This window comes from Catelliglobosispora koreensis DSM 44566, from assembly GCF_000379685.1.
GTDB lineage: Bacteria > Actinomycetota > Actinomycetes > Mycobacteriales > Micromonosporaceae > Catelliglobosispora > Catelliglobosispora koreensis.
On the sequence record NZ_KB903249.1, the window covers coordinates 632,418 to 655,000 of the forward strand.

Here is a 22,583-nt window from a genome sequence, read left to right on the forward strand (position 1 = left end):
ACGCCCGGGCTTGACTTTGTCGCATACTTTGACTCATTGTATTAAGACAAAGGTTGCGACATATGGAGGTGGCCAGATGCGCCAGGCAGACCAAGCGGCGGTCAGGCTGTGGCTCGACCAGCACGGATTGACTGATGTCGAGCCAACGCCGCTGCTCAAGACGCGGCTGTCGGTGCGGGTGCAGGCAAAGGTGGTGGGCAGCCTCCTGATCGCCGGGTTCCTCATCGGTGCGGCGCTCACGCACACGTTGAGGCTGAAAGACGGGGTCACGCCGTCGTGGCTGCCGCTGCTCTTGCTGGCGCTGTTGGTCGCCGGATTGCTTGTGGGGCAATGGTTGCTCAGCGCGTGGGTGCGCCGGGTGGACAGGAAGGCTGGAGCACAACTGTCCCGGCGGGTAGCTCATCCGGTCGCGCTCGGCCGGCGCGAGGTGCTGGGCAAGCCGCTCACGATCTTCACCATCGCCTCGTACGCCTCCGCGCTGCTACTGGCGGTAAGCGTTCTGCCCATCGCCGATGCGGGCCTGCGTAACGGCGCCATCGTGGTGCTGGTGGGCCTGATTGGCTCTGGCGCAGGGCTGATCATGCAGCTGCGTCAGGTGTTCGCGAGCCCGGCCGTGGCATACGACGAGGGCTCACTGACCGCTGACGTCATCATGCGCATCGACGATGCCCGTGCACTGGTCATGCCCACGCTCGTATGGTCGCTGCCGCCTATCTTCCTGTACGGGGAATCGTTTGGCTGGTGGAACGCGGCCTCGATCGCACTCGTGGTGATGGGAGCTATCGCCTTCAGCGTGATCACGTTGCGGTCCAAGGACATCGGAACCGCGGCACGCCGCGCCATGGCAGCCCGATGATCGTCATCGACCCACAATCGCCGGTCCCGCCTTTTGAGCAGCTGCGAGCCCAGTTCGCCCGGCAGATTCAGGAGCGGTCGCTGGCCGTCGGCACCAGACTGCCGACGATCCGGCGGCTCGCGGCCGACCTTGGCCTGGCTATCAATACGGTCGGCCGGGCTTACCGGGAGCTCGAAGACGCCGGGCTGATCGAGACCCGGGGACGGGCCGGCTCGTTCGTGTCGGCCGGTGGCGAGCAGGCCCTCGAACAGGCCCGCCGCGCAGCACACGACTACGCCGCGGTGATTGCCAGCATTGGCGTCGATCCGGCCGAAGCTGTGCGCATCGTTGAGGCGGCCCTGGGCTTGCCGCGCCAGTAAAAGGCAACGTCACTCAGCCTGCCCGGAGGTCCAGCGCCAGTTGAGCTCGTGCGATTTTGGCGCTGGGCCTGGCAATTCGACCGCACCGGCGGACAGTCCCGAGAGCAGGATCGCCAGATACCGCCGGCGCAATTGCTTGGTGCGCACGCTGTCGGGCACGCGCACGGCCGCACATCCCTCTAGTACCAACGTAATGTCATCCACCACCGCGTCGTGGCGCAGGCGGCCGCTGGATTTGGCTCGTGCAAACAGCTTTCGCACAAGCGGCTCGGTGCGGGCCATGTCGTCGTGCATCTGCGGTGTGGGGGTGAAGGTGCCGGCCAGGTGGACGGTCAGGGAGTGGACGTCGGCGTCGACGATGCGCCGCAGGAAGCCGGTGAACGCTTCCCAGCCGTCGGGTTCGGACGCTGCGGCCTCCGCCTCGGCGAGGAAGCGGCGCAGGCCCTCGTGGCACAACGTGCGCAGGAGGTCTTCCTTGCTGGCGTAGCGGCGGTACAGAGCGCTGATGCCAACGCCGGCGCGCTGGGCCACCGCGGTGATCGGCGCCTTGGGGTCAGCGAGGAAGACCTCACGTGCCGCGTCGAGGATCACCTGATCCTTGCGGGTGGCCTTTGCCTGCCGGGTGGGAAGCGGCTTTGACATGGATCACATCCTACACAAAATTTGGAACGGAGCATTCCGCTCTGCTACAGTCTAGCTAACGGAATAAAACATTCCGTTCCGCAAGGAGCTGAAGGAGTTCGCCATGAGCACGCAGATCCGCCCGTATCGCATAGACGTTCCGCAAGCAGACCTCGACGACCTGCGTGAACGCCTGCACCGCACCCGGTGGGGCACCGACCTGCCGGGCCAGGGCTGGAGCCGGGGCGTTCCGGTGGACTACCTGCGGGGCCTGGCGACCTACTGGGCCGACGGATACGACTGGCGTGCCGCTGAGGCCTCCCTCAACGAGCTGCCGCAGTTCGTCACCGAGGTCGACGGGCAGCCGTTCCACTTCGCCCACGTCCGCTCGGCCAATCCAAACGCGACACCGCTGCTGATGGCGCACGACTGGCCGGCGTCGTTCGTCGCGTTCACCACGGTCGTGCAGAAGCTGACCGACCGCTTCCACCTGGTGCTCACCAACCTTCCCGGCGTCGGCTTCGGTGGCCCGCTGACCGGTCCGGGCTGGAACACCGGCCGCATCGCCGGTGCGTTCAACGAGATCATGACCCGGCTCGGCTATGAGCGATACGGAGTGCAAGGCTCCGGCGGTGGCGGGGCGATCGCCGTCGAGATGGGACGGCAAGCGCCTGACCGCATCATCGGGGTGCACCTCAACGGGCACATCACTTTCCCTTCGGGTGACCCGTCGGACTTCAACGGACTCACCGAGGCCGAACAGACTCGCCTGCAACGGCTCCAGAACTTCCGCGATGACATGATGGGCTTCAACGCCATCCAGTCGACCCGTCCGCACACGCTCGCGCACGCGCTGCACGACTCGCCCTCTGGGCAACTCGCGTGGATCGCCGAGAAGTTCAAGGAATGGACCGACCCCGCAGCCGACCTTCCAGAAGACGCCATCGGCCGCGACACCTTGCTAACAAACGTCAGCGTGTACTGGTTCTCGGGAACCGCCGGCTCATCGGCGAACCTGTACTACGAGACCGCACATGACCCAGCCGCCTGGGCACCAAAGGACCGAAGCCCAGTGCCCACAGCGGTTCTCCTGGCCGCGAACACCGACATCACCATCCGGCGCTTCGCCGAGCGCGACAGCGTCATCGTGCGCTGGACCGAGATCGAGCGCGGCGGCAACTTCCTTTCCCTCGAACAGCCCGACGCGTACGCCGACGATGTGCGGGCGTTCTTCGACGGGCTGGACGGCTAACCGCTGAAAGTTGCGTGCCAAGGCCGCCGTGATGGGTACCCCATCGCGGCGGCCCGCGGCGTTGTTAAGCGCGATAGCCCTCAGCCTGAAGGTCGAACAGCCGCGAGTAGGTCCCTTCGGATTCGATGAGCTCATCGTGACTGCCTTGCTCCGCAATGACTCCGTCGGACAGGACCACCACCATGTCGGCATCGCGCACCGCTCCGAGCCGGTGGGAGATAAGCAGACTGGTACGCCCCGCGCGATGTTCGTTGAGCCTGGCACGCAGTTCGTATTCAGCTTCTGGGTCCAATCCGGAACTCGGCTCGTCGAGAATCAGCAAGTCGCTGTCACGCCGGAATAGTGCACGCGCCAAGGCGATGCGCTGCCACTGCCCGCCCGACAACTCGACGCCGGTGGTGTGCTCGTCGCGGTCATCGGCGTCCATGTAGATGCGTGTCAGCATGGTGGCATAGCCTTGGGGGAGTTGCGAAAGCGTGTCGTGGCTGCCCGACATCTTCGCCGCTGCCTCAATGCGGTGCTGGTCGTCTAGCTTTGACACATCGCCGACGCCGATGTTTTCGGCAGCGCTGATCTCGTAGTGCATGAAGTCCTGGAAGACAGCACTGACACGCTCACGTAGCTCCACAATGGACAGCTGGCCCAGGTCGACGCCGTCCCAGGTGATGCTTCCGCGTGTCGGGGAGTAGAAGCGGCACAACAGTTTCACCAGCGTGCTCTTGCCCGCACCGTTGTGGCCGACCAAAGCGACCGCTTGCCCGGCGGGGATGGTCAGGTTCACTCCGCGTAGTACCCACGGAAGGTCGTCGTTGTATCGAAACCACACGTCGCGTAACTCGATGCCATGGCGCAGAGGGCCGACAGGTTGTCCTTCGTCGGTGAGATCCGGCGCTCCGTCAACGACAAAACGATAGTGAGCGAACAGCAGCATGGCCGCATGCAGGCGGCCCGCGTAGTTGATGGCCGAGGTGATTCCGCCTTGGACGCCAGCGATAGCGGCGACGAACATCGACACGTCACCGATGCTCAGCTGTCCTGACTGTGCGGCGAGCACCGCCCACACCAGGCCGCCGCCGGCCACAGCCGCGCCGATCAGGCCATGCACCGCCTGGACCCATAATTCCCGCCGGCCAATTTGCTGGTACCCGTGGTTAATGCGCCGCAACTCAGAGACCATCCGGCCGCCGAAGAGCTGACCGAGCCCGTAGAGCCGGACTTCTTTGACCGCCGTGAGGCTGGTCATCAGGTTGGCGTAGAAGAACTCTCGCCGTGCGGCGTGGCCAAGCTGGGTGAGAATTCCGGCGCGCAGCTGGGACAGGCGCAGTTCCGCGCGCATCGCGGGTATGGCCGCTACGCAGATCACGAGCAATAGCCAAGGATTGAGCAAGCCGATGGTGACGAGGAAGCCGGAAACGACTACCGCACCGGATGCGATGCCAAGTGAGCTGATGACCACTTCGGACGGGCCCTGTGGCCCGGTTTCGGCGGCCAGCATGAGCCGGTCGTGAAAGCGGGGATCTTCGAAGCGGCGCAAGCCTTGAAAGCTGTTGACCGCTTGGTACAAACGAGTGCGCGTGTGCAGGTTTACGGCCCGCTGCAGCTGGCCGTCAATGTAGCGGCCGACTTCGGGCAGCAGCACCATGAGCGCCATCGCCGTCGCGAGCAACAGAACCGGTGCCAGCACGGGGCTGCCGGGCAGCACGAGCCGGTCCAAGGTGGTCTTCATGAGCAGCGCCACGGCGATCGGCGCACCACTGGCCGCCAGGGTGACAAGCACCCTGACGACCAGCAGCCGGGCCGCGCATGACCAGGCGATGGCTATCGCTGCCCACAAGGACGTCGTCATCAGTAGCCGATCTGCGTGACCTCACCACGCCGGAATTCGCCTCCGGCCATGAGGAGGTCGGCTATGCAGTCAGCCATGGGCAGCTTCAGATCGTGGTACATCCACATGAACTGCCCGTTGGGATTGGCCTCCAGGAACACGTACTCACCGTCAGGTGTGACAATGAAGTCCAGCGCCGCGTAGACGAGATCCAGCTCCGCCATCAACAGTTGCGTCTTCTTCACGAGGTCTTCGGGCAGCGGCACATAATCGCCGTAGGGCAAGTGATTGGCGCCGCGCCAGTCGACCGAGGTGGCATCCGTTTCCTGCGACCGGATGACGACCGGGAAGAACGTATTGCCGATGACGGTAAGCCTTACCTCGTATGCCTTTTCGATGTATTCCTGGAACATGCACATCGTGTGGCGTACGCGATCGAGGTGTTCGTTGATCTCTTCTCCCACGACGGTCGTGAACAGACCGCTGGGGAAAGAGCCAGGATAGTGAATCACGCCGCCGCTGAAAGCCTTGTATACCACCGGGCGGTCAGCTCTAGCCAGCAGCGCCGACACTTCCTCGGGGTCATTGGTCATCAGCGTTTTGGGCGTACGCATTCCCAGTCGCTTGGCGATATCGAGTTGATATGGCTTGAGTTCGGCGACCGCGTCCAGATCGGGCCGGTTGATCCACGTGCAAGTGGTGGCGCGCAGGATGCCGCCAATGCCTTGCAGCGCTTCGTTTCGGGCGAACTGTTTCTCGGCTTCGCCCATGTCGGGGCCGAAGTCGAAGGCGGTAGGGCGGCGGTACCACACTCCACTGAGCCTGCTCAGGTCAACGTCGCGACCGCGGTGCAGTAACCGCCGCCTTTCGCCATCGAAATCAGAGGCCGTCACATACATCTTCTGCGGGAAGTAGCTCAGGTCGACCCGCACCACCTCGGCGTCCTTAGCCTTCAGGCTGTGCACCACGGGATCCACGGTGGGGTCGAAGTCCTGGGTCAGGATGAGCACAACCCCATCATTCGATGGCTCGCCCATGGCTTAGAAACAGGCGTCGTCGGTCACGCAGTCGCAACCGCAACTGCCGCCAGTGGTGGTCAGGGTGCGCACACCCATGGTGTAGCCGCCGCCGGGGATCTCCCACACTTGAAGTTCCTCGTTGTAGAAGCCCGGGTCGTCTTCAATCTCGCTGTGGTCGGCCGTGGCGATCGAGGCCGCGAACGCGTAAGCGAGGGGACGGCTAGGGTTGTCTCCGTCAAGCGGGGTAATGGTTTCGTGCCCGGATGTCATGGACAGAGATGTCCTGAGCGGATGCCGTACTAGCGTGGTTGTCATCGTTGACCTCCTTGTTAGAAGCAGGCGTCGTCGGTCACGTAGTCGGGGTGGCAGCTGCAGCCGGTGCGCGTTTTGGTGTAAACGCCCATCGTGTAGCCGCCGCCGGGGATCTCCCAGACCTGGGTTTCCTCGTTGTAGTGGCCCGTGTCGTCCTGCGCCTCTTCGGCGTCCTCACACGTCCACGTCGCGAAGGCGTAAGCGAACGGGCGGCTCGGGTCATCGGCGGGCAGCGGAGCCGCTTCCTCGTGGCCGAACGTCATGGACAGAGATGTCCTGAGTGGGTGCCGTGCAAGCGTTGTTGTCATTGGACCTCCTTCAGGTGTGTGCCGGGCCGGATTCCGGCCCCGCCATTGGCTCCGTGAGCCCGGGCATGCCGGTCACGTCGCCGGAAAACGACCAGACCAGATTTGCCTGGTCGTAGTGCCCGGCCGAGATGGTGAGATCGGCGTCGGGCTCATCGCCGGGCGGGCTTTCATACAGATAGCCCAGCGGTGATGTCTGTGACACCCGGCGCGTCTCACGCAACTGCGGCGCGACCGCCCGGATAACGAAGTGGTTGTCGCTCAACTCAGCCCGGTCTAGCCGGAGAAAGGTCGCTGGCAACGTATCGCCCGGCCCAGTCCCCGTCGCTGTCATGCCAAGCATCGTCCCTGGCATGCATATAAATGTAAAGGTTTATCGATCTTTGAGCTGGGAATGTTTGTGTTTACCAGCTCAAAGGCCTGGACCTGTCCTATGTGGACAGACGAGATGATGTGGTCGCCTATCTTGACGGTATGGCTGGCCCCGGGTGTGCCCATCCGCGCCGCACTCGCCAGTGTCGATGATCATCTTCCCCGGTAGCGCGGAATCTTGCCGCCGAACGATGGCCATCGCCCTTCGCTCCCGGAATGCTGTCACGATCGGCTGAAATCGCTCGTTTAGCTGCTCACCAGGGCGTTGTCCGGCGACCATTAGAGAGGTGCGCCACACAGCTCGCTGGGCGGACAGTGGAGCCGGTACGGCCAGGGCTTCGTCTTCGAGGGCTTCTCCCTGCTGGACGAAGTTACCGGTCAGCCGATTTACTCATCGTTCGCACTCGAGGCGGCCCCGCCGCCGATGCCGCCCACCTGGGGCAAACCCATGCGATAGCGGCCGGCGCGTGCTGCAGCCTGCACCGTGGATTGTCGTCATAGGACAGCTGTTGATGATTAACGGCACTGCTCACCTGGTACCCCCTAAGGTTTTTAGGCGGGCGCGGAGGTCGTGCTGATCGGGGTGATTGATGTCCACCAGGATGGTGAGTGCCTGTTGCCACGCTTGCCCGGCGGCTTCTGGTTCACCCATGGCCAGGTGGCAGTCGCCGAGATGGCTGAGCACTTCGCTGAGCCCGTGGCGGTCGCCGACTTCGGCGAACAGATCTGCGGCCTGCTGGTAACAGGCGAGGGCCTGGCGGGTTTCGCCCAGGTCGTGGAAGGCGTAGCCCAGGCTGTCCAATGTGGAGGCTTCGCCTGCGTTTGTCTTTCAGTTCTCTGAGGATGACCAGCGCCCGGGTGCAGTAGGAGATGGTCTGCTTGGCGTTGCCTAGCATCGCTTGGTACCAGCCGAGGCTGTTGAGGCTATTGGCAAGGCCTGACTGGTGATTGGCCAGCTCAAAATGGTGCAGTCCTTGCTCGGCGAGTTCAACTGCTTGGTGGTTGTCCCCGACGAGGTGGGCTGCGTCGGCGAGGTCGTGGTTGATATGTCCCATGGCGGCGTGGTCATTGAGGTCACCGAACAGCCTCAGGGCACGGCGCAGGTGAAGGTGTGCTTCGTCGATGTGCCCGGCGAAGCTGAGGGCCCGGCCGAGATCGCGGGATGTTTGGGCGTGGCCGAGCGGGTCGTTGGTGGCCTGGGCTACCGCTAGGGCGGTGCGCTGGCTGGCTACCCATTCGTTTCGGTACCCGCGCCGGTCGAGGAACGTCAGCAGGGTCCAGGCCAGTTGCCAAGCGTGGGAGGGGTTTGCCTCATCGATGAGCCTTCTGATCGCCGGGTGTTCGGCGGCGAACCATGCCATTGCCTGGTGATGGTCGCTCAGATCGCTAATGGACACTCCGTCGTGCAGTGCGGGTAGCGGGATGGGATCGCGGCGCGGGGCGAGCAGCCGGCAGGCCTTAAATCCGGTGTGCAGGTAGTGGTCTAGGCAGCGGGTCATCGCCTCCTGCCGTTGTGCGGCGGTGTCTTGCCTGGCAGAGATTTCCTGCGCGTAGACGCGTAGCAGGTCGTGCAACTCGTAACGCCCTGGCTGGTGTTGCTCCAGCAGGTGTGCGCGGCAAAGCTCGCCCAGCAGGGTGCGCGCTTGGGGCAGGGGGATGCCGGCCAGGCTTGCCGCGGCTGTGGCCGACAGATCGGGGCCGGGATGCAAAGCCAGCGACCGGAACAGCTTTGCCGATGGTGGAGTGAGGGTCTGCAAGGACGTGGAGAAGACCGCGCGTACGTCGGTGGCCATGTCGCCGTTGTCGAATGCGGCGAGCCCGTCGCGTAGCCCGCTGGCCAGATCCGCCAACGGAAACGTCGCGTGAGTGGCCCCGCGAGCGGCCACGATCGCCAGGGCGAGGGGGAGCCCGGCACAACCGGCCACGATAGCCTCGGCGGCCTCTGGCTGTGTCGCGACCCGTTGTGCCCCAAGGCGAACAGCGAGAAAGTCCCGCGACTCATCGTCGGTGAGCATGTCGACCGACACCGGCCGTGCTCCATCGGAGGCCAGTAGTCCCTGCATCTGATCCCGGCTGGTGATCAGGACGAAGCAGCTGTCCGAGCCGGGCAGCAGCGGGCGGACATGGTCGGCATCGCGTGCGTTGTCTAAAACGATGAGCATCCGTTTTCCGGCGAGCAGGCTGCGGTAGAGCGCTGCCTGAGCCTGCAAGCCCGCTGGTGTGGCGCCTTGCAGTGCCTCGAGGAAGACGCGAATGGCTTCGGTGGAGCTGATGATGCGTTCGCCGGGGTCGAACCCGCGTAGGTTCAGGTAGAGCTGCCCGTCGGGAAATCGGTGTGCGACACGGTGTGCCCAGTAGATGGCGAGGGTGGTCTTGCCTACGCCAGGGCAGCCGGTGATGACGACGGGGTCGTGGTGCCCGAACGTATTGAGCTGCTCAAGCTGCCGGGTTCGGCCGATGAAATTGGCGATGTCGGGCGGAAGCTGGCGGGGGACGACGCGGGCATCGGTGCCGGTGGTGTGCGCCCGAAGGTTTAGCCCGGCGCCGCCGGCGAGGATTTGCTGGTGAAGTTTGCGCAGTCCGGTGCCGGGGGAGATGCCGAGCTCGTCGTCAAGGATGAGGCGTACCCGCTGAAACGCGGCCAGTGCTTGCGCTTGCAGGCCGCTGCGGTACAACGCCAGGATGTAGTGCTGCCAAAGGATTTCGCGCAACGGATGCTCAGTGATCAGGGTTTCGAGTTCGGTGAGGAGCTGGGCGTGGCGGCCGCAGGCGAGGTCGGCTTCGATGCGGCCTTCGATCGCGATGAGCCGCTCATGTTCGAGCCGGGACACTTCGGCACGGATCGTTTGCGTTGCCGGGACGTCGGCTAGCGCGGGCCCGCGCCACAGGGCGAGTGCCTGTGCCAGCTGTTGTGCGTTGGCCGGTGCCGTCGCGCCTGCGGCAAGCCGGGAGAACAATTTCGCGTCGATGTCGTCAGGCTCAGCCACCAGCCGGTACCCGGGCGAGTGGGTAACCAGCGCCCTACTGTCGTGATCGGACAATACGTGCCGCAGTCGCGAAACGTAGCCGTGCACCTGATTGGCGACTGTCCGGGGTGGAGCGTCACCCCATAACTCGTAGGCGAGCTGATCCAGCGACACGACCTGATCGGCGTTGATCAGAAGGATTGAAAGCAGCAACCGCGACTTCGGGGCGCCCACAGTGCACCATTGCACCCCGTCGAACACCTCGAGCTGGCCAAGCATCCGGAAACGCACTCGCGATGATAACGGGACGCCGGTACAGGATTTCTACAGACCGGCCACAGGAGCATTAATCACACTCAATGCCACCAATAGCTCGACGCCTATTTGAAAGGACGTCCCGCGTGAAGAAAGTGCTCTCACGTCTAGCGGTGGTGACCGCGGCGAGTTTCACCGCGATGCTGGGCATCACGTCGCCCGCATACGCCGGAGACACGGTCGAATGCGTGTCTGTCGGCGGATACGAACGTGGCTGCATCACGCACAACGACGACGGCGACACGTTTAGTGTTTGCGACACCCGTGTCGACGGCGAAGGTGTCTACGGCGCCGTCCAGGAATACATCAACAGCAGCCTCGGCTGGGTGACCCGCGCCTCCCAGGAGGACGGCGGCGACCCCGGCTGCGACAAGTTCGCCTTCGACGTCACCGTCGAAGACAGAGACGTGTACCGGCTGAAGATCTGCTGGCCGGCGGACACACGCACGACCTGCGACTACGACCCCTTCCGCGAGTAAACGCCGCTCGTGAGCTGAACCAGCGCATCGTCTCCGCCTCCGGCGATGCGCTGGTTCAGTCTGCAGTTCCCACATGCTGCCGGTGTTGTGCAGACCCTTGAAAAATGGCGGCTGACCTGCGACGCAACTTTGCCGCAACCGCTGGCCGGCACACTGACGCCCGCCAGCGCTAGCGAGAGTGCTGGCCTGCTCACGGGGGAGAGGCCTCAGATGTTGCGTGCCGTTCGGCGAATTTCCGCGGTAGTAATCTTCAGTCTTCTTTTGCAGGCCGGCGCAGAGGTCACCCCTGGTGGAACGTTCCCGCTGGACTGGCTTAACGTCAGGTTCTCGTTTGGCGACGCGGCACTGGCCTATGCAGGCGTGCCCAAGCAAACCATGGGCTCAGGGCACGACCGTGGGCACCACGCGCCCAACAAGAACCAGCGGGAGCAGCCAACGACGCCGCCGCGTCCCCAATGGGCGCCCGGCGGGGAGAATTCTTTCAATCCCGCAACCTCCAAACGCTTGGCCGAGAGTTCTGGCCGCGGGGCCAACGTGTACGAGAACACGGACGGGTCGATCACGGTCCGCTACACGCAGGGTGCGGTGAACTATCGCGACCGCAACGGTCGCTGGCAGCCGATCGACAGCCGGCTGGTGAATCAGGCTGGCCGCTGGGCTGTGGCCGCCAATGACGTGCAGATTTCGGTCGCCGCGCGGGGCTTAGCGACACAGGATCTCGCGACTGTCAAGCTGACCGGTGGGCAGTCGCTCAGCTACGGCTTGCATGGCACGAAGGACGTGACCGCCACGATCGCCGGCCAGACAGCGTCCTATCCCGACGCTTTGCCAAACGTCGACGTTCAGTTGTCCGCTCTTGCCAATGGGGTCAAGGAAACGCTGGTTCTCAAGAACCGCTCAGCTGCACGAGAGTTCGTTTTCCCGCTGAACCTGACTGGGTTGACGCCCCGGCTGACCGCTGCGGGTCACGTCGAGTTGCTCGATGTCCAGGGCAAAGTGGCCATGGAGATCCCGCGGCCGTGGATGGAGGACTCCGCACCGGTCAACGAGCGAGGTGAACGGCCGAAGTCCTACGATGCCCGCTATGAGCTGACCACTTTGGACGGGCGTCCCGCGCTGAAGCTCATCATGGGCACAGCGTGGCTGGATGACCCGAAGCGGGTGTGGCCGGTCTACCTCGACCCGACGACCTTGGTGCGCTATTCGGGCGACTACGCCGACGTCTATGTGGACAACGAGTCGGACACCCACGCTGAGGACCAGAACGGCACGTCACTGGCCGTGGGCCGGCATTCGGGTGGCATCGCGCGTTCCTTCCTTTCCTTCGACCAGTTCGACAACGGCGGTTTCCTGGGCAAGAAGATCTCCGCTGCGAAGCTGCACCTCTTCCACACCTGGTCAAACACCTGTAGCTCCACGGATGTGTTCAACGTTCACCGCGTGACCTCCGCATGGTCGGTGGCAGGGCTGTCCGACGCCGGGCTAGCCTCGCCTCCCGCACCGTCGTACACGTCTCCGATCGGCTCGCTGAAGATCACGGACCATTCTCCGGCGTGCACCAACACTGGCGGTAACCGCACGGTCGGGCAATGGCACGCGGTCACGCTCGATCCCACAACGTTTCGCGATTGGGCCACGAACCGGGGTTCGTCGCCGGCTCTCGGGCTGGCGCTGACGGCCCCGGAGAACGTCACCACGTCGTGGAAGCGGTTCACCTCGGCCAATCTCGGTGAAAGCACGTGCGGCACAGAATACTGCCGGCCCTCGCTGGAGCTGACGTACACCGAGAATGAGAAGCCTCAGGTCAACAATCTTTTCCCACCATCGGGCACGCAAGTGTCTTCCTTGCGGCCACAGCTGATCGCCGATGTTTATGACTCAGACGGCTTCCCCGCGACTCTTGAATACAACTTCGAGATCTTCAACGCCGAAGACGACAAGAACCAGGTGAAGATCGCCGAATCCAATTGGCAGACAAGCAAATCGTGGACCGTGCCGGCCGGAGTGCTGAAATGGGGCGGCCGGTACCGGTGGCACGTGACCGCGCATGACGGGCGATCCAACAACGGCAAGCCGTCGTTCCCTTGGCAGCCGGATTGGCGCTTTGTGCTCACCACTCCGGTCCCGCAAGCCGTCATCACGTCGACGCTCGGCTCAAATGGTCCCGCCGGATTCCAGGCCGGCTCTGGGTCCTACACCACCGCCGCGGTGGATGCGAAGGTCGAAACCGTTGGGCCGCCGCTAGCCATCCAGCGTTCCTACCATTCGCTCGACCCGCGGACATCCGGCGCGTTTGGCGAGGGCTGGACCTCGGTGCTCGATATGAACGCGGTGGAACAGCACGACTCCACGGGCGCCGTCGTCGCGGTGACCGTGACGTATCCCACGGGGCAACAGGTTTCCTTCGGCCGCAACGATGACGGCTCTTTCTCACCGGGGCTTGGCCGCGCATCGGTCTTCAAGACGGTCACCGGTGGCTACCAGCTGACCGACAAGGACGGCACCAGCTACCTTTTCACCGCAGGGTCGGGAGCCGTTGGCCTAACGTCGATTACAGACGCGCAAGGCAATGCGCTGACCCTTACCTACACCGGCACGAAAGTCACCAAGCTGACCGCGGCGTCCGGGCGTAACCTCCACATCGAGTGGGGAGCGAACAACCGCATCGCGAAGGTCACGACCGATCTGGTCACCGCCAGCGATCCGAACTCGGCGCTCGCGTGGACCTACGCCTACAACGGCAACCAGCTGGTGAAGGTGTGCTCTCCGGCGAGCGATGTCAAGTGCACGCAATACTCCTATGTGGACGCAAATCTTTACCCGTCCACGGTGGAAAACCTTGACCCCTACTCCTACTGGCGCCTCGGCGAGGCGAGTGGACCTGCCGCCCTGAGTAATGTGCTGGAGCGGGCAGGCACCGATGTCGGCACCTACTCCGAGGTCGCGCTCGGGCAGCCCGGCAAACTCGCCGGGACGGCGGCCACAGCGGCGGGCTTTAACGGCACCTCGTCGCACGTGAGCTTGCCCGCGAAGCTGGAGTCGCAGTCGGGGTACCAGGCAATCTCTATGTGGTTCAAAACCTCCACGGCGACTGATCAGGTGCTGTTCGGGCAGTCATGGGATCCGATTACGGCAACAGCCACCAGCGGTCTCTATCAGCCCCTGCTCTACGTCGGCTCTGATGGAAAACTCGTTGGTGGGTACCCAATCGCACCTCAGCCAGGACCGCTGGGCTCGCTGCTCGGCTACGGTTCGGGGCGCTGCGTCGACGCGTCGAACACCGCGAACATGAGTCTGGTCCACCTGTATGACTGTCACGGTGGCGGAAATCAGCAGTGGACGCTGACAGCCACGGGTGAGCTGCGCTTCACTCACAGCGGTGTCACCAAGTGTATGGACGCCAGCGGCACCGAGGACCTATCCAACGTGGTCGTCTACGACTGCCATGGTGGTGCCAACCAGAAATGGATGCTCAGCGCCGAAGGGCGGGTCAAGTCACACACCTCGGGGCTGTGCCTAGACACCACGGGAGTCGACAACGCCACCCGCCTGGTCGTGCACACGTGCCACGATCAGCATTCCAAGTCCCAGACTTTCGCCGCGCGCACGCACAACCCGATGCAGTCGGCGGCGAGTGTGGCCGATGGACAGTGGCATCACGTCGTGCTCACCGCGGCGGGTGACAGGCAGGCCATTTATGTCGACAATGTGAAGGTCGCTGAGCAGACCGGCATCATCGTGTCCGACATCGCGGCGCGCCATCAGTACATCGGTGCCGGATTCCTCGGTGGCGGCTGGCCGAATCAGTCACACCCGGATACAAACAAGAACACCGGCGTCCCGGACTGGTTCTCGGGCAGCATCAGTGACGTAGCCATCTTCGACAGGCCACTGACCACGGCGATGATCGGAAGCCTCTACGGCTCAACCGAACCGCGCAAGGTGCTGTCGCAGATCAACCGTCCCGGCGGCGGAATCAGCGCGAAGATCACCTACGACAGTGTCAGTGGCCGGGCGAAGGAGGTCACTGACGCCAATGGCGGAGTATGGAAGCTGCACACCCCAGAGGTCAAGGGTTCCTCGCAGGTATACGCCTCGTCTCTGCTCGGCGCGGCGCCGATCGACTACTGGCGACTCAACGATCTGCCCGGCATAACGCAGGCATACAACGAAATCAACGGGTCGGTGATTACGAACAACAACGCCGTACTCGGCTCGGCGGACCAGAAGCCGAATGGGCCGTTCACCGACACCTTCGCTCCGACCTTCGACGGAACCAGCGCGTATTTCGAAGCAGATGGCTCATCCATCGACACCACGAAGTCGTACACCGTGTCGGCGTGGGTGTTTTTGACCAAGAGCGGCGTGTACCAAACCGCAGTCGCCGCTGACGGCAACAATATTTCGCAGTTCTATCTCGGCTACGACGCCGCGAACAAATGGCGGTTTGCCGTCTGCCCCACGGACTCCACCAGCACGTCCACGTGCACCCAGGTGGCACACAACGCTCCAGAGCTCAACAAATGGACGCACCTCACGGGAACCTACGACGCTGGTTCTAAGGCGATTAAGCTTTACGTCAACGGCACGTCGGCCGGAAGCGCGACCATCGCCACTCCATGGCGGGCAACTGGTCCGTTGAGCGTCGGTGCCAGCAAATGGAGCGGTGCCCGCAGTGCCTTCTGGAGCGGCCGGATCGCTGAGGTAGCTACCTTCCGGACCGCGTTGACCCAGCAGCAGATCTGGGCCCAGTACCTCGCCGCAGACAAGGTGACGAACGACCCGAACGCCACCGCGATGCCGTCCAAGAGCGTGTCGATGACGCACCCCGACGGCAACATCAGCGTCCAGCAGTTCAACCTCTATTCCGGACAGCCGATCGCGGTATACGACGCCCTCGGATACAAGAGCCAGTACGGATACCACCCGACCAGTGGTTTGCTGTCGACGGTCACCGACCCGAATGGCAACCTCGCCGAGTTCACCTATGACGTGCGCGGCAACATGCTGACCCGCAAGACGTGTCTCGACCGGCTGGCCAATGTCTGTGGAACCGAGCGGTTTACCTACTTCCCGGACGCCACCACGAAGACACCCGCAGCCGACCCGCGTAACGACGTGATGCTGACCTATAAGGACGGCCGGACCCCTGAGCCGGGCACCGACAACACCTACCTGACAACCTTCACCTACGACACCAAGGGCAACCCGGTTGAACTCACCGATCCTTTGGGACGCAAGACCTTAGCGACGTTCAGCGATGGAACAAGTGGTATTCCAAGCGGTCTGCCTTTGACCGAGTCGAGCCAGGGCGGCGCAACCGCCACGCACACCTATAACGCGGCCGGTGATTTAACCAGGACGGTCGATGCGGCAGGGATGATCACCGAGTTCACCTATGACGGCTTGGGCCGGGTCAGCAGCCGCAAGCTCACCTCGGGTATCTACCCGGGCGGCTTGACGACCACGGTTTCCTACAACAAGCACGGCCTGCCAGAGCAGACCACGGAGCCGGCCGTAACGAACCGGGTCACTGGCGCGGTCCACACCCGGGTGACGACCGTGCTCTACAACGAGGACGGCCAGCCATTGTCGATGGCCGTGCAGGACTCCAGCGGTGGCGACGCCGAACGCAAAACACTTTACGGCTACAACGGCCTGGGCCAGCGGTCGTCAATGACGGACGCCTCGGGCAAAGTCACCGGCTACACCTACGACTTGCTGGGGCAGCGCCGCACGCAGACCGACCCGGCCGGCACGGTGCTGGAGACGGTCACGGACACGACCGGCAAGAGTGTCAGCAAAGTGTTCAAGAACTACACCGGAGATCCGGACTTCCCTACAGCCCCAGTGGATGTGACAGTCGCCGCGAACTATTACGACCCGGCGGGCCGGCTCATCAGGGTAACCGACTCTATGGGGTGGGACACCGAATACGAGTACACCGACAACAACTTGCTCAAGAAAACCACCCGCACCAACGGAACCGACCGGTTCGTGCTCGAAGACAACAGCTACGACCTGGCCGGAAACCTCGTCAAACAGGTCACTAATAACGGCGCTACCGTTCAGGCCTACGCCGTGGACGCGGCTTCCCGCGTGACGTCCACGACGCTTGACCCCAATGGGCTCAAGCGCACAACGTCCATTACCTACTCGCCAGAGGATCTGGTTAACGCCGTCACGATCAAAGACGGCGCCGGAAACGTTGCCTCGCAACAGGAAACGGCTTACGACAAGCTCGGCAGGGTGCTGGCCAAGACGACATACACCGGCGCGGGTGCGACTCCCATCGCGCGGTGGAAACTCAACGGGGACGGCGCCGACGCCACGGGCAACAGCCCCGGCACAACGTCCAACGTCACCTGGTCGCCGGAGAAAGGCGGTTCCGGGATTTTCAACGGCACAACCTCTGTCACTCAGGCCGCAGCGGTCGCCGACGTGCAGAACTCCGTCACCGTGTCCGCGTGGGTGAAGCTTGAAGCCAAAGGCGCTTCGCGGTTCGCGGTCGTGATGCCCGGCGTGCTGGGATCGTCTGCGCTCAAGCTCGGCTACGACTCCACCTTGGACAAATGGCTCGCCGCCATGGCCATCCGGGAGCCAGGTAAATCCACCAACACATGGGTCCCCGCACCGATGTCAGCCGCCGGTGCGCCACAGGTGAACGTGTGGACGCATTTGGCCGTCACCGTGGACACCGCGGCCAAGACGCTCAAGCTCTACGTGAACGGTGTCCAGGCCGGCAGCTCCACCACCACCTTGCCCTTTACCAACCAGGCCACCGCCACCCACATCGGTGGCGACGCGGGTCAACGGTGGCAGGGCGGCATCGCCGACGTTCAGGTGTATCAGAAGGCGCTGTCCTCAGGTGAAATCTCCCAGGTGTACGCCGGTGCCGCTCAGGAACAGAACTGGGGAACCTACCGCGATTACACTTCAGGCGACGGCGACAAGGACGGCAAAGCCGATCTGCTCGCGATCCGGTCGGCGGACAACACTCTCGTGCGCTGGTCGGGCAACGGCGACGGCACCTTCACCTACGGCGGCACCGTCAACGGCGGCTGGTCGGGGTTCCGGGACCTGATGTCGGTGGACTTCAACCGTGACGGCTGGCTCGATCTGCTGGCCGTGCGGACCTCCGATCACACGATGCAATGGTTCAAGGGAACCGGTGCCTGGACCTACGCCGCAGGCGTCACCGTCGGCACGGGCTGGAGCACAGACACGAAGCTGACCGCCGCCGACTTCAACGCTGACGGCAAAACCGACGTGATGTCCGTCCGCTCCACCGATGGTGTGCTTCGGTTCTACTTCGGAGACGGAATCGGCGGATTCAACGGCAACGACTCCTATGGCGGCGGCAACCAGACCTACACCAACCGCATGTCGGGTGACTTCAACGGTGATGGCAAAACCGACATGATGGCCGTTCACAGCAACGGTGAGTTGCACTTCTGGTCTGGCAACGGCGGTGTCTCCTTCGGGGCTATGGCGGTCATCCAATCCGGATGGACAGGGCTCAGCGAAGCGACCTCTGGTGACTTCAACGGTGACGGGCGCCTGGACGCGTACGCGGTGCGATCCTCGGATGGTGCCCTGGTCCGCAGGCACCGGACCCTGCCAGCACCTGAACCGCATGGGGTGGCGTTCACCAACATTGGCGATCTCGCCTCGGTGTCAGGAAGCTACCCGAATCCAGCCAACAAGGTGATCCGGGAATCGTTTGTGCGCGACGAATCCGGGGTTGCGAAGAAGACCATCGACCCGAATGGCAACGTCACCCACATCAGCTATGACGAAGCAGGACGGCCAGTTAGTGTCACCGCTCCGTCGATCACCAGCGAAGTGCACGGGACTTCGCCGGTCACGCTGGTGCCGATCTCGTCGGCCGGTTATGACACCTTCGGGTCAATGACCCAGACGCGCAATCCCGTGGGTGAGGTCGTGACTCGCACCTATGACGCCATGAGCCGGGTCAAGACGGTGACTTATCCGTCCTACACGCCACCCGGTGCGTCAACACCCGTTGTCCCGTCAGTCCAGTACGGCTACAACGAAAACACCGGTGACCTCACTAGCGTCACCGACCCGCTCGGCAACATGACGTCGCAGGCATATGACATTTTCGGACGCCTGACGAAGCAGACCAATGCGGATGCTGGCGTGTCCCGCTACACTTACAGCCTCAATGGCGACCTCTTGTCCGCCGTCGATCCGACGGGTGCGGAACGGCGGGCGACGTGGGACTACCTTGGCCGGCAGGTCACCGCGACCGAGATCGTGCGGCAGACGTCTTCCAACCACACAACCACTTTTGGGTACGCCGTAAATGGTCTTCTATCTTCGAAAACGTCACCAGACGGTGTGCGTATCGAAGTAACCCACAACACGCTTGGCGAGATAGCCTCCACCAAGGATGCCGGTGGCGCTGTCGCCACCTACACCTATGACGCGGCAGGCCGGCTGCTGAAATCGCTTCTGGCCGACGGCACGAGCACAGTCGACGCCTACGACCTCTCCGGCCGCATGCAAGCACGTAAGTGGTTCAGCAACACGAACGCATTGCTGCGTACGGTTTCGGCCGGATATGACCGCAACGGCAATCTAGTGTCATCCACGGACGGGCGTGGCACAACGAAGACGTTCACCTATGACGCGCTCAACCGACTCATGTCGCAGGTCGAGCCAACGTCGGTGACTGAATCCATCACGTCCACGTTCGGTTACGACGCGGCGGGCCGGCGAACCCGCTTCACCAATGGCCGCGGCAACGCCACATGGACCACCTACAACACCCTCGGCTTGCCTGAATCCATTGTGGAACCAGGCGACCACCGCTTCACCTCGGTCTACGACAAGGCCGGACAGCTCGTGGAAGAGCGCATTCCTGGCGGCGTAACGGTCAATCACACCTATGACGAGATGGGTCTGCTAAGGCGCTCCGCGGGCTCGGGAGCCGAAGCGGCGACTGAAGACCGGGTCTTCGGCTATGACAAGGCCGGCCGGGTGACATCACTTTCCGGTCCGGGCGGCACGAATACGCTCACATGGGATGATCGTGGCCTGCTGCGGTCGGTCGCTGGTCCCTCGGGCAACAACACGTTCACCTACACCGGCGATGGCCTGATGAAGACACGTCAGGATGCCGCCGGGACCACGACCTACGGCTATGACACCGCAGGCCGCTTGGGCACAGTGTCCAATCCAGACACGGGTGTGCAGATGACACTTGGCTACGACGCGCTATCGCAGCTGAAGCAGATCACGCACGGATCGGGCGGCAACACCCGCTGGTTAGGTTACGACCCGCTGCACCGGCTTTCGTCAGATGAACTCAAAACGCCGGCCGGAGCGTCGATCGCCAAGCTCGCCTACGGGTATGACGCCAACGACAACCTCACCTCCAAGACGACGACCGGATTCGCTGGCGCCGCAAGCAACACCTACGGCTACGACCTAGCGAACCGCCTCATCTCCTGGAGCAACGGCTCCACGTCAACGGCATATGCCTACGACAAGGCCGGCAACCGGACCCAAGCCGGTGCCGTGACCTATACGTTCAACGAGCGCGACCAGCTGGCGTCCAATTCGGACGGAACCACCTACGAATACACGGCCAGGGGTACGTTGCGGCGGACCACCGTCGGCACGGTGTCGCTCAACACGCTGGCGGACGCCTTCGGCCAGATCACCTCGCAGGAATCAGCGCCAGGGGTTGCCGCGCAATACACGTACGACGGTCTTGGCCGGGCTATCAAACCTGGCTTCGCCTACACCGGCCTTGGCAACGATCTGGCCACCGACGGCGACGCGAAGTACACCCGGGATCCGGGTGGCGGCCTGCTCGGCGTCAGGCAGGGTACCAACAACACCTACGCCTGGACCGATCTGCACACCGACGTGGTGGGCCAGTTCACAGCAACGGGTGCATCGCTTTCGGGCTCGCAGGCTTTCGACCCGTATGGCAAACCGCTGACATCCAACGGTGTGCTGGGATCGCTTGGCTACCAACAGGAATACACCGAGGCCTCGACCGGCCGCGTGAATATGCACGCCCGCTGGTACCAGCCGGGCACCGGTGCCTTCGACAGCCGCGACTCCGTCACCCTGTCGCCAAACCCGGAGTCTGCTAACGCCAACCGATACGGCTACGCCAACGCCAATCCGATGACGGGCATCGACCCGACTGGCCATTGGCGCATGAAGAACTGCAACGACGTCTTCGGTTGCGTCATCCAGGGCTTCGTCAACGAAATCATTGACACCATTGACATCCCAAAGATGGCCCGTGATCTTTGGAGCGCCATAAGCAACTTCCGCCAGACCATCAAGAGCATCCAGGACGGACTTAAGCACCAAGCCAGCGTATGGAAGGGCAAGCTTCAGGGCTGGCTCAAGGGCAAGTGCCCGTTCTATTTACCATGTGACCTTGCGGCCGAAATCGGCGGCTGGATCTGCGCGATCTCGGGCCTATGCGAGATAGTCGAAGACTGCACCGGCGGCAACAAGAACAAGTGTGCCGAACATGTCGGCCAGGCACTCGCCGGAGTGCTCATGACGATTGTCGACATCTTCACCGGCGGCGCGACCTTCGCGATCAAACTTTTGAAGAAGGTCGCTGAACGGGCACTCGAGCTGGTCAAGAAATTCAAACTACCCAGGGACAGGCTGAAAGACGACCCAGACCGGCCGGAATACATCGATCCCGACGGCAACATTGAGTTCGAAAAATGGTGCATGGCCAACCCCAAGAAGTGTCACGGGGGCGACGGGCCCGGCGGCAACGGCGGCGGTAACGGCGGAGGCGGTAACGGCGGAGGCGGCGGCGGTAATGGCGGCGGAGGTAAGCCGAAACCGAAGCCAAAGCCGAAGCCCAGACCAACGGCCAACGACATTGACAAGAACGCACCCAAGGAAAGGCCGCACGAGGGCACCCTTGAGTCCTGCTTTACGCACAGCTTCGACCCTGACACCAAAGTCCTGATGGCTGACGGCACCTGGCGTGCCATCAAGGAAGTCCAAGTTGGAGATAAGGTCACCGCGACAGACCCGGAGACTGGCAAGACGACCTCCGAGCAAGTCACGGTGCTGCACGAAAACTTCGACACCGAGCTGACCAATGTCACGGTAAGCACAGCCGCTGCCGGCGGCGTCGAGCCGTCGGAGACCGCAGAAGGCAAGGGAGGCCGCAGCACCCGCGGTCCAACTGAGTCGGTCATCGAAACCACGGCACACCACCCCTTCTGGGATGTGACTGCCAAGGCATGGGTCAATGCAGCTGACCTCAAGCCAGGCCAGTCCGCCTTCATCGGCCCCGAAGGTCAAACCCTGCACGTGGTGAAGGTCGACAACTTCACCGGCAACGAACAAATGCGCGACCTCACCGTCGCCAATGTCCACACCTACTACATCCAAGCCGCCAACGAGCCCGCCCTTGTCCACAACAACAATCCATGTCCCGAGGCGGTCAGGACCTCGACGCTGAGCGATAAGGAACTTGAGCGTCCTTCCTTCACCTATCAGGCACATGCCACCGGAACGAAGACCGAGACCACCTGGCGCTACAACGATGAGTTGACCGAGGTGGACGGTGATGCGGATGACTGGCTGCTAGAAGCGAAGTGGACTGGCAACGAAAACCAGTGGGGGTCGTCGAACTTCAACCCCAACCACCGTCACTTCGACGGCACAAAGATCCTGGACCAAGCCAGACGCCTGCTTGACCTGGCAGCGGGTCTGGACCGAAAGGGCGTGGAGTACCGGGTCTCGAGCAAGGATGGCGCTGACTTCTTCCGTAGCTATCTTGGTGGATTCTTTGAAGACAACATCAAGAACGGTACTCTTCGCGTCGTCCATGTACCTGGTGACGGTATGTGGGGAGATAGAAAGAGGAAGCGTTAGT

The 22,583-nt window shown here is 63.1% G+C and carries 12 protein-coding genes and 1 pseudogene; 5 read left to right on the plus strand and 8 right to left on the minus strand.

Going from position 1 to position 22,583, the window contains the following annotated elements:
* The first annotated feature begins 76 nt into the window (after positions 1–76).
* Positions 77–856 carry a hypothetical protein gene (locus A3E1_RS0103065; protein WP_020519270.1) on the plus strand — a complete coding sequence of 260 codons (780 nt, stop codon included), beginning with the start codon at positions 77–79 and terminating at the stop codon, positions 854–856.
* The gene (locus tag A3E1_RS0103070) at positions 853–1,215 is read left to right on the plus strand and encodes a GntR family transcriptional regulator (protein ID WP_020519271.1); all 363 of its coding nucleotides are present in this window, start codon (positions 853–855) and stop codon (positions 1,213–1,215) included. The genes A3E1_RS0103065 and A3E1_RS0103070 overlap by 4 nt, the downstream gene beginning before the upstream one ends.
* Before the next feature lie 9 nt (positions 1,216–1,224).
* Here A3E1_RS0103070 and A3E1_RS0103075 read toward each other — a convergent pair whose 3' ends face one another.
* Positions 1,225–1,857, minus strand: a complete 633-nt coding sequence (locus tag A3E1_RS0103075) for a TetR/AcrR family transcriptional regulator (protein WP_020519272.1) — start codon at positions 1,855–1,857, stop codon at positions 1,225–1,227.
* Between the two features lie 103 nt (positions 1,858–1,960).
* Between A3E1_RS0103075 and A3E1_RS0103080 the strand changes: the two genes are divergently transcribed.
* Positions 1,961–3,088, plus strand: coding sequence for an epoxide hydrolase family protein (locus A3E1_RS0103080; RefSeq protein WP_020519273.1), 1,128 nt, complete (start codon positions 1,961–1,963; stop codon positions 3,086–3,088).
* A gap of 64 nt (positions 3,089–3,152) precedes the next feature.
* On the opposite strand, the gene A3E1_RS0103085 is transcribed toward A3E1_RS0103080, so the two are convergent.
* From A3E1_RS0103085 to A3E1_RS49030, 7 genes and pseudogenes are all read right to left on the minus strand, one after another.
* Positions 3,153–4,934, minus strand: coding sequence for an ABC transporter ATP-binding protein (locus A3E1_RS0103085; RefSeq protein ID WP_020519274.1), 1,782 nt, complete (start codon positions 4,932–4,934; stop codon positions 3,153–3,155).
* Positions 4,934–5,923, minus strand: coding sequence for an MvdC/MvdD family ATP grasp protein (locus A3E1_RS0103090; protein ID WP_020519275.1), 990 nt, complete (start codon positions 5,921–5,923; stop codon positions 4,934–4,936). The genes A3E1_RS0103085 and A3E1_RS0103090 overlap by 1 nt, the downstream gene beginning before the upstream one ends.
* Positions 5,924–5,953: 30 nt before the next feature.
* A complete protein-coding gene (locus A3E1_RS0103095) occupies positions 5,954–6,247 on the minus strand; it encodes a hypothetical protein (protein ID WP_245571066.1) in 294 nt (97 codons plus the stop codon).
* Between the two features lie 14 nt (positions 6,248–6,261).
* Positions 6,262–6,552, minus strand: a complete 291-nt coding sequence (locus A3E1_RS0103100) for a hypothetical protein (RefSeq protein WP_245571067.1) — start codon at positions 6,550–6,552, stop codon at positions 6,262–6,264.
* A 10-nt stretch (positions 6,553–6,562) separates the two neighbouring features.
* A complete protein-coding gene (locus A3E1_RS0103105) occupies positions 6,563–6,904 on the minus strand; it encodes a hypothetical protein (protein ID WP_020519278.1) in 342 nt (113 codons plus the stop codon).
* A 546-nt stretch (positions 6,905–7,450) separates the two neighbouring features.
* Positions 7,451–7,723: a tetratricopeptide repeat protein gene (locus A3E1_RS49025; RefSeq protein WP_083929332.1), complete on the minus strand. Its 273-nt coding sequence runs from the start codon at positions 7,721–7,723 to the stop codon at positions 7,451–7,453.
* A 1,066-nt stretch (positions 7,724–8,789) separates the two neighbouring features.
* Positions 8,790–10,166: pseudogene (locus tag A3E1_RS49030) on the minus strand (BTAD domain-containing putative transcriptional regulator); the annotation flags it as partial.
* 122 nt (positions 10,167–10,288) lie between these two features.
* Here A3E1_RS49030 and A3E1_RS38615 point away from each other — a divergent pair.
* The gene (locus tag A3E1_RS38615; RefSeq protein WP_020519279.1) at positions 10,289–10,681 is read left to right on the plus strand and encodes a hypothetical protein; all 393 of its coding nucleotides are present in this window, start codon (positions 10,289–10,291) and stop codon (positions 10,679–10,681) included.
* An 87-nt stretch (positions 10,682–10,768) separates the two neighbouring features.
* Positions 10,769–22,582: a LamG-like jellyroll fold domain-containing protein gene (locus tag A3E1_RS0103120; RefSeq protein WP_169454359.1), complete on the plus strand. Its 11,814-nt coding sequence runs from the start codon at positions 10,769–10,771 to the stop codon at positions 22,580–22,582.
* The last annotated feature ends 1 nt before the right edge of the window (position 22,583 follow it).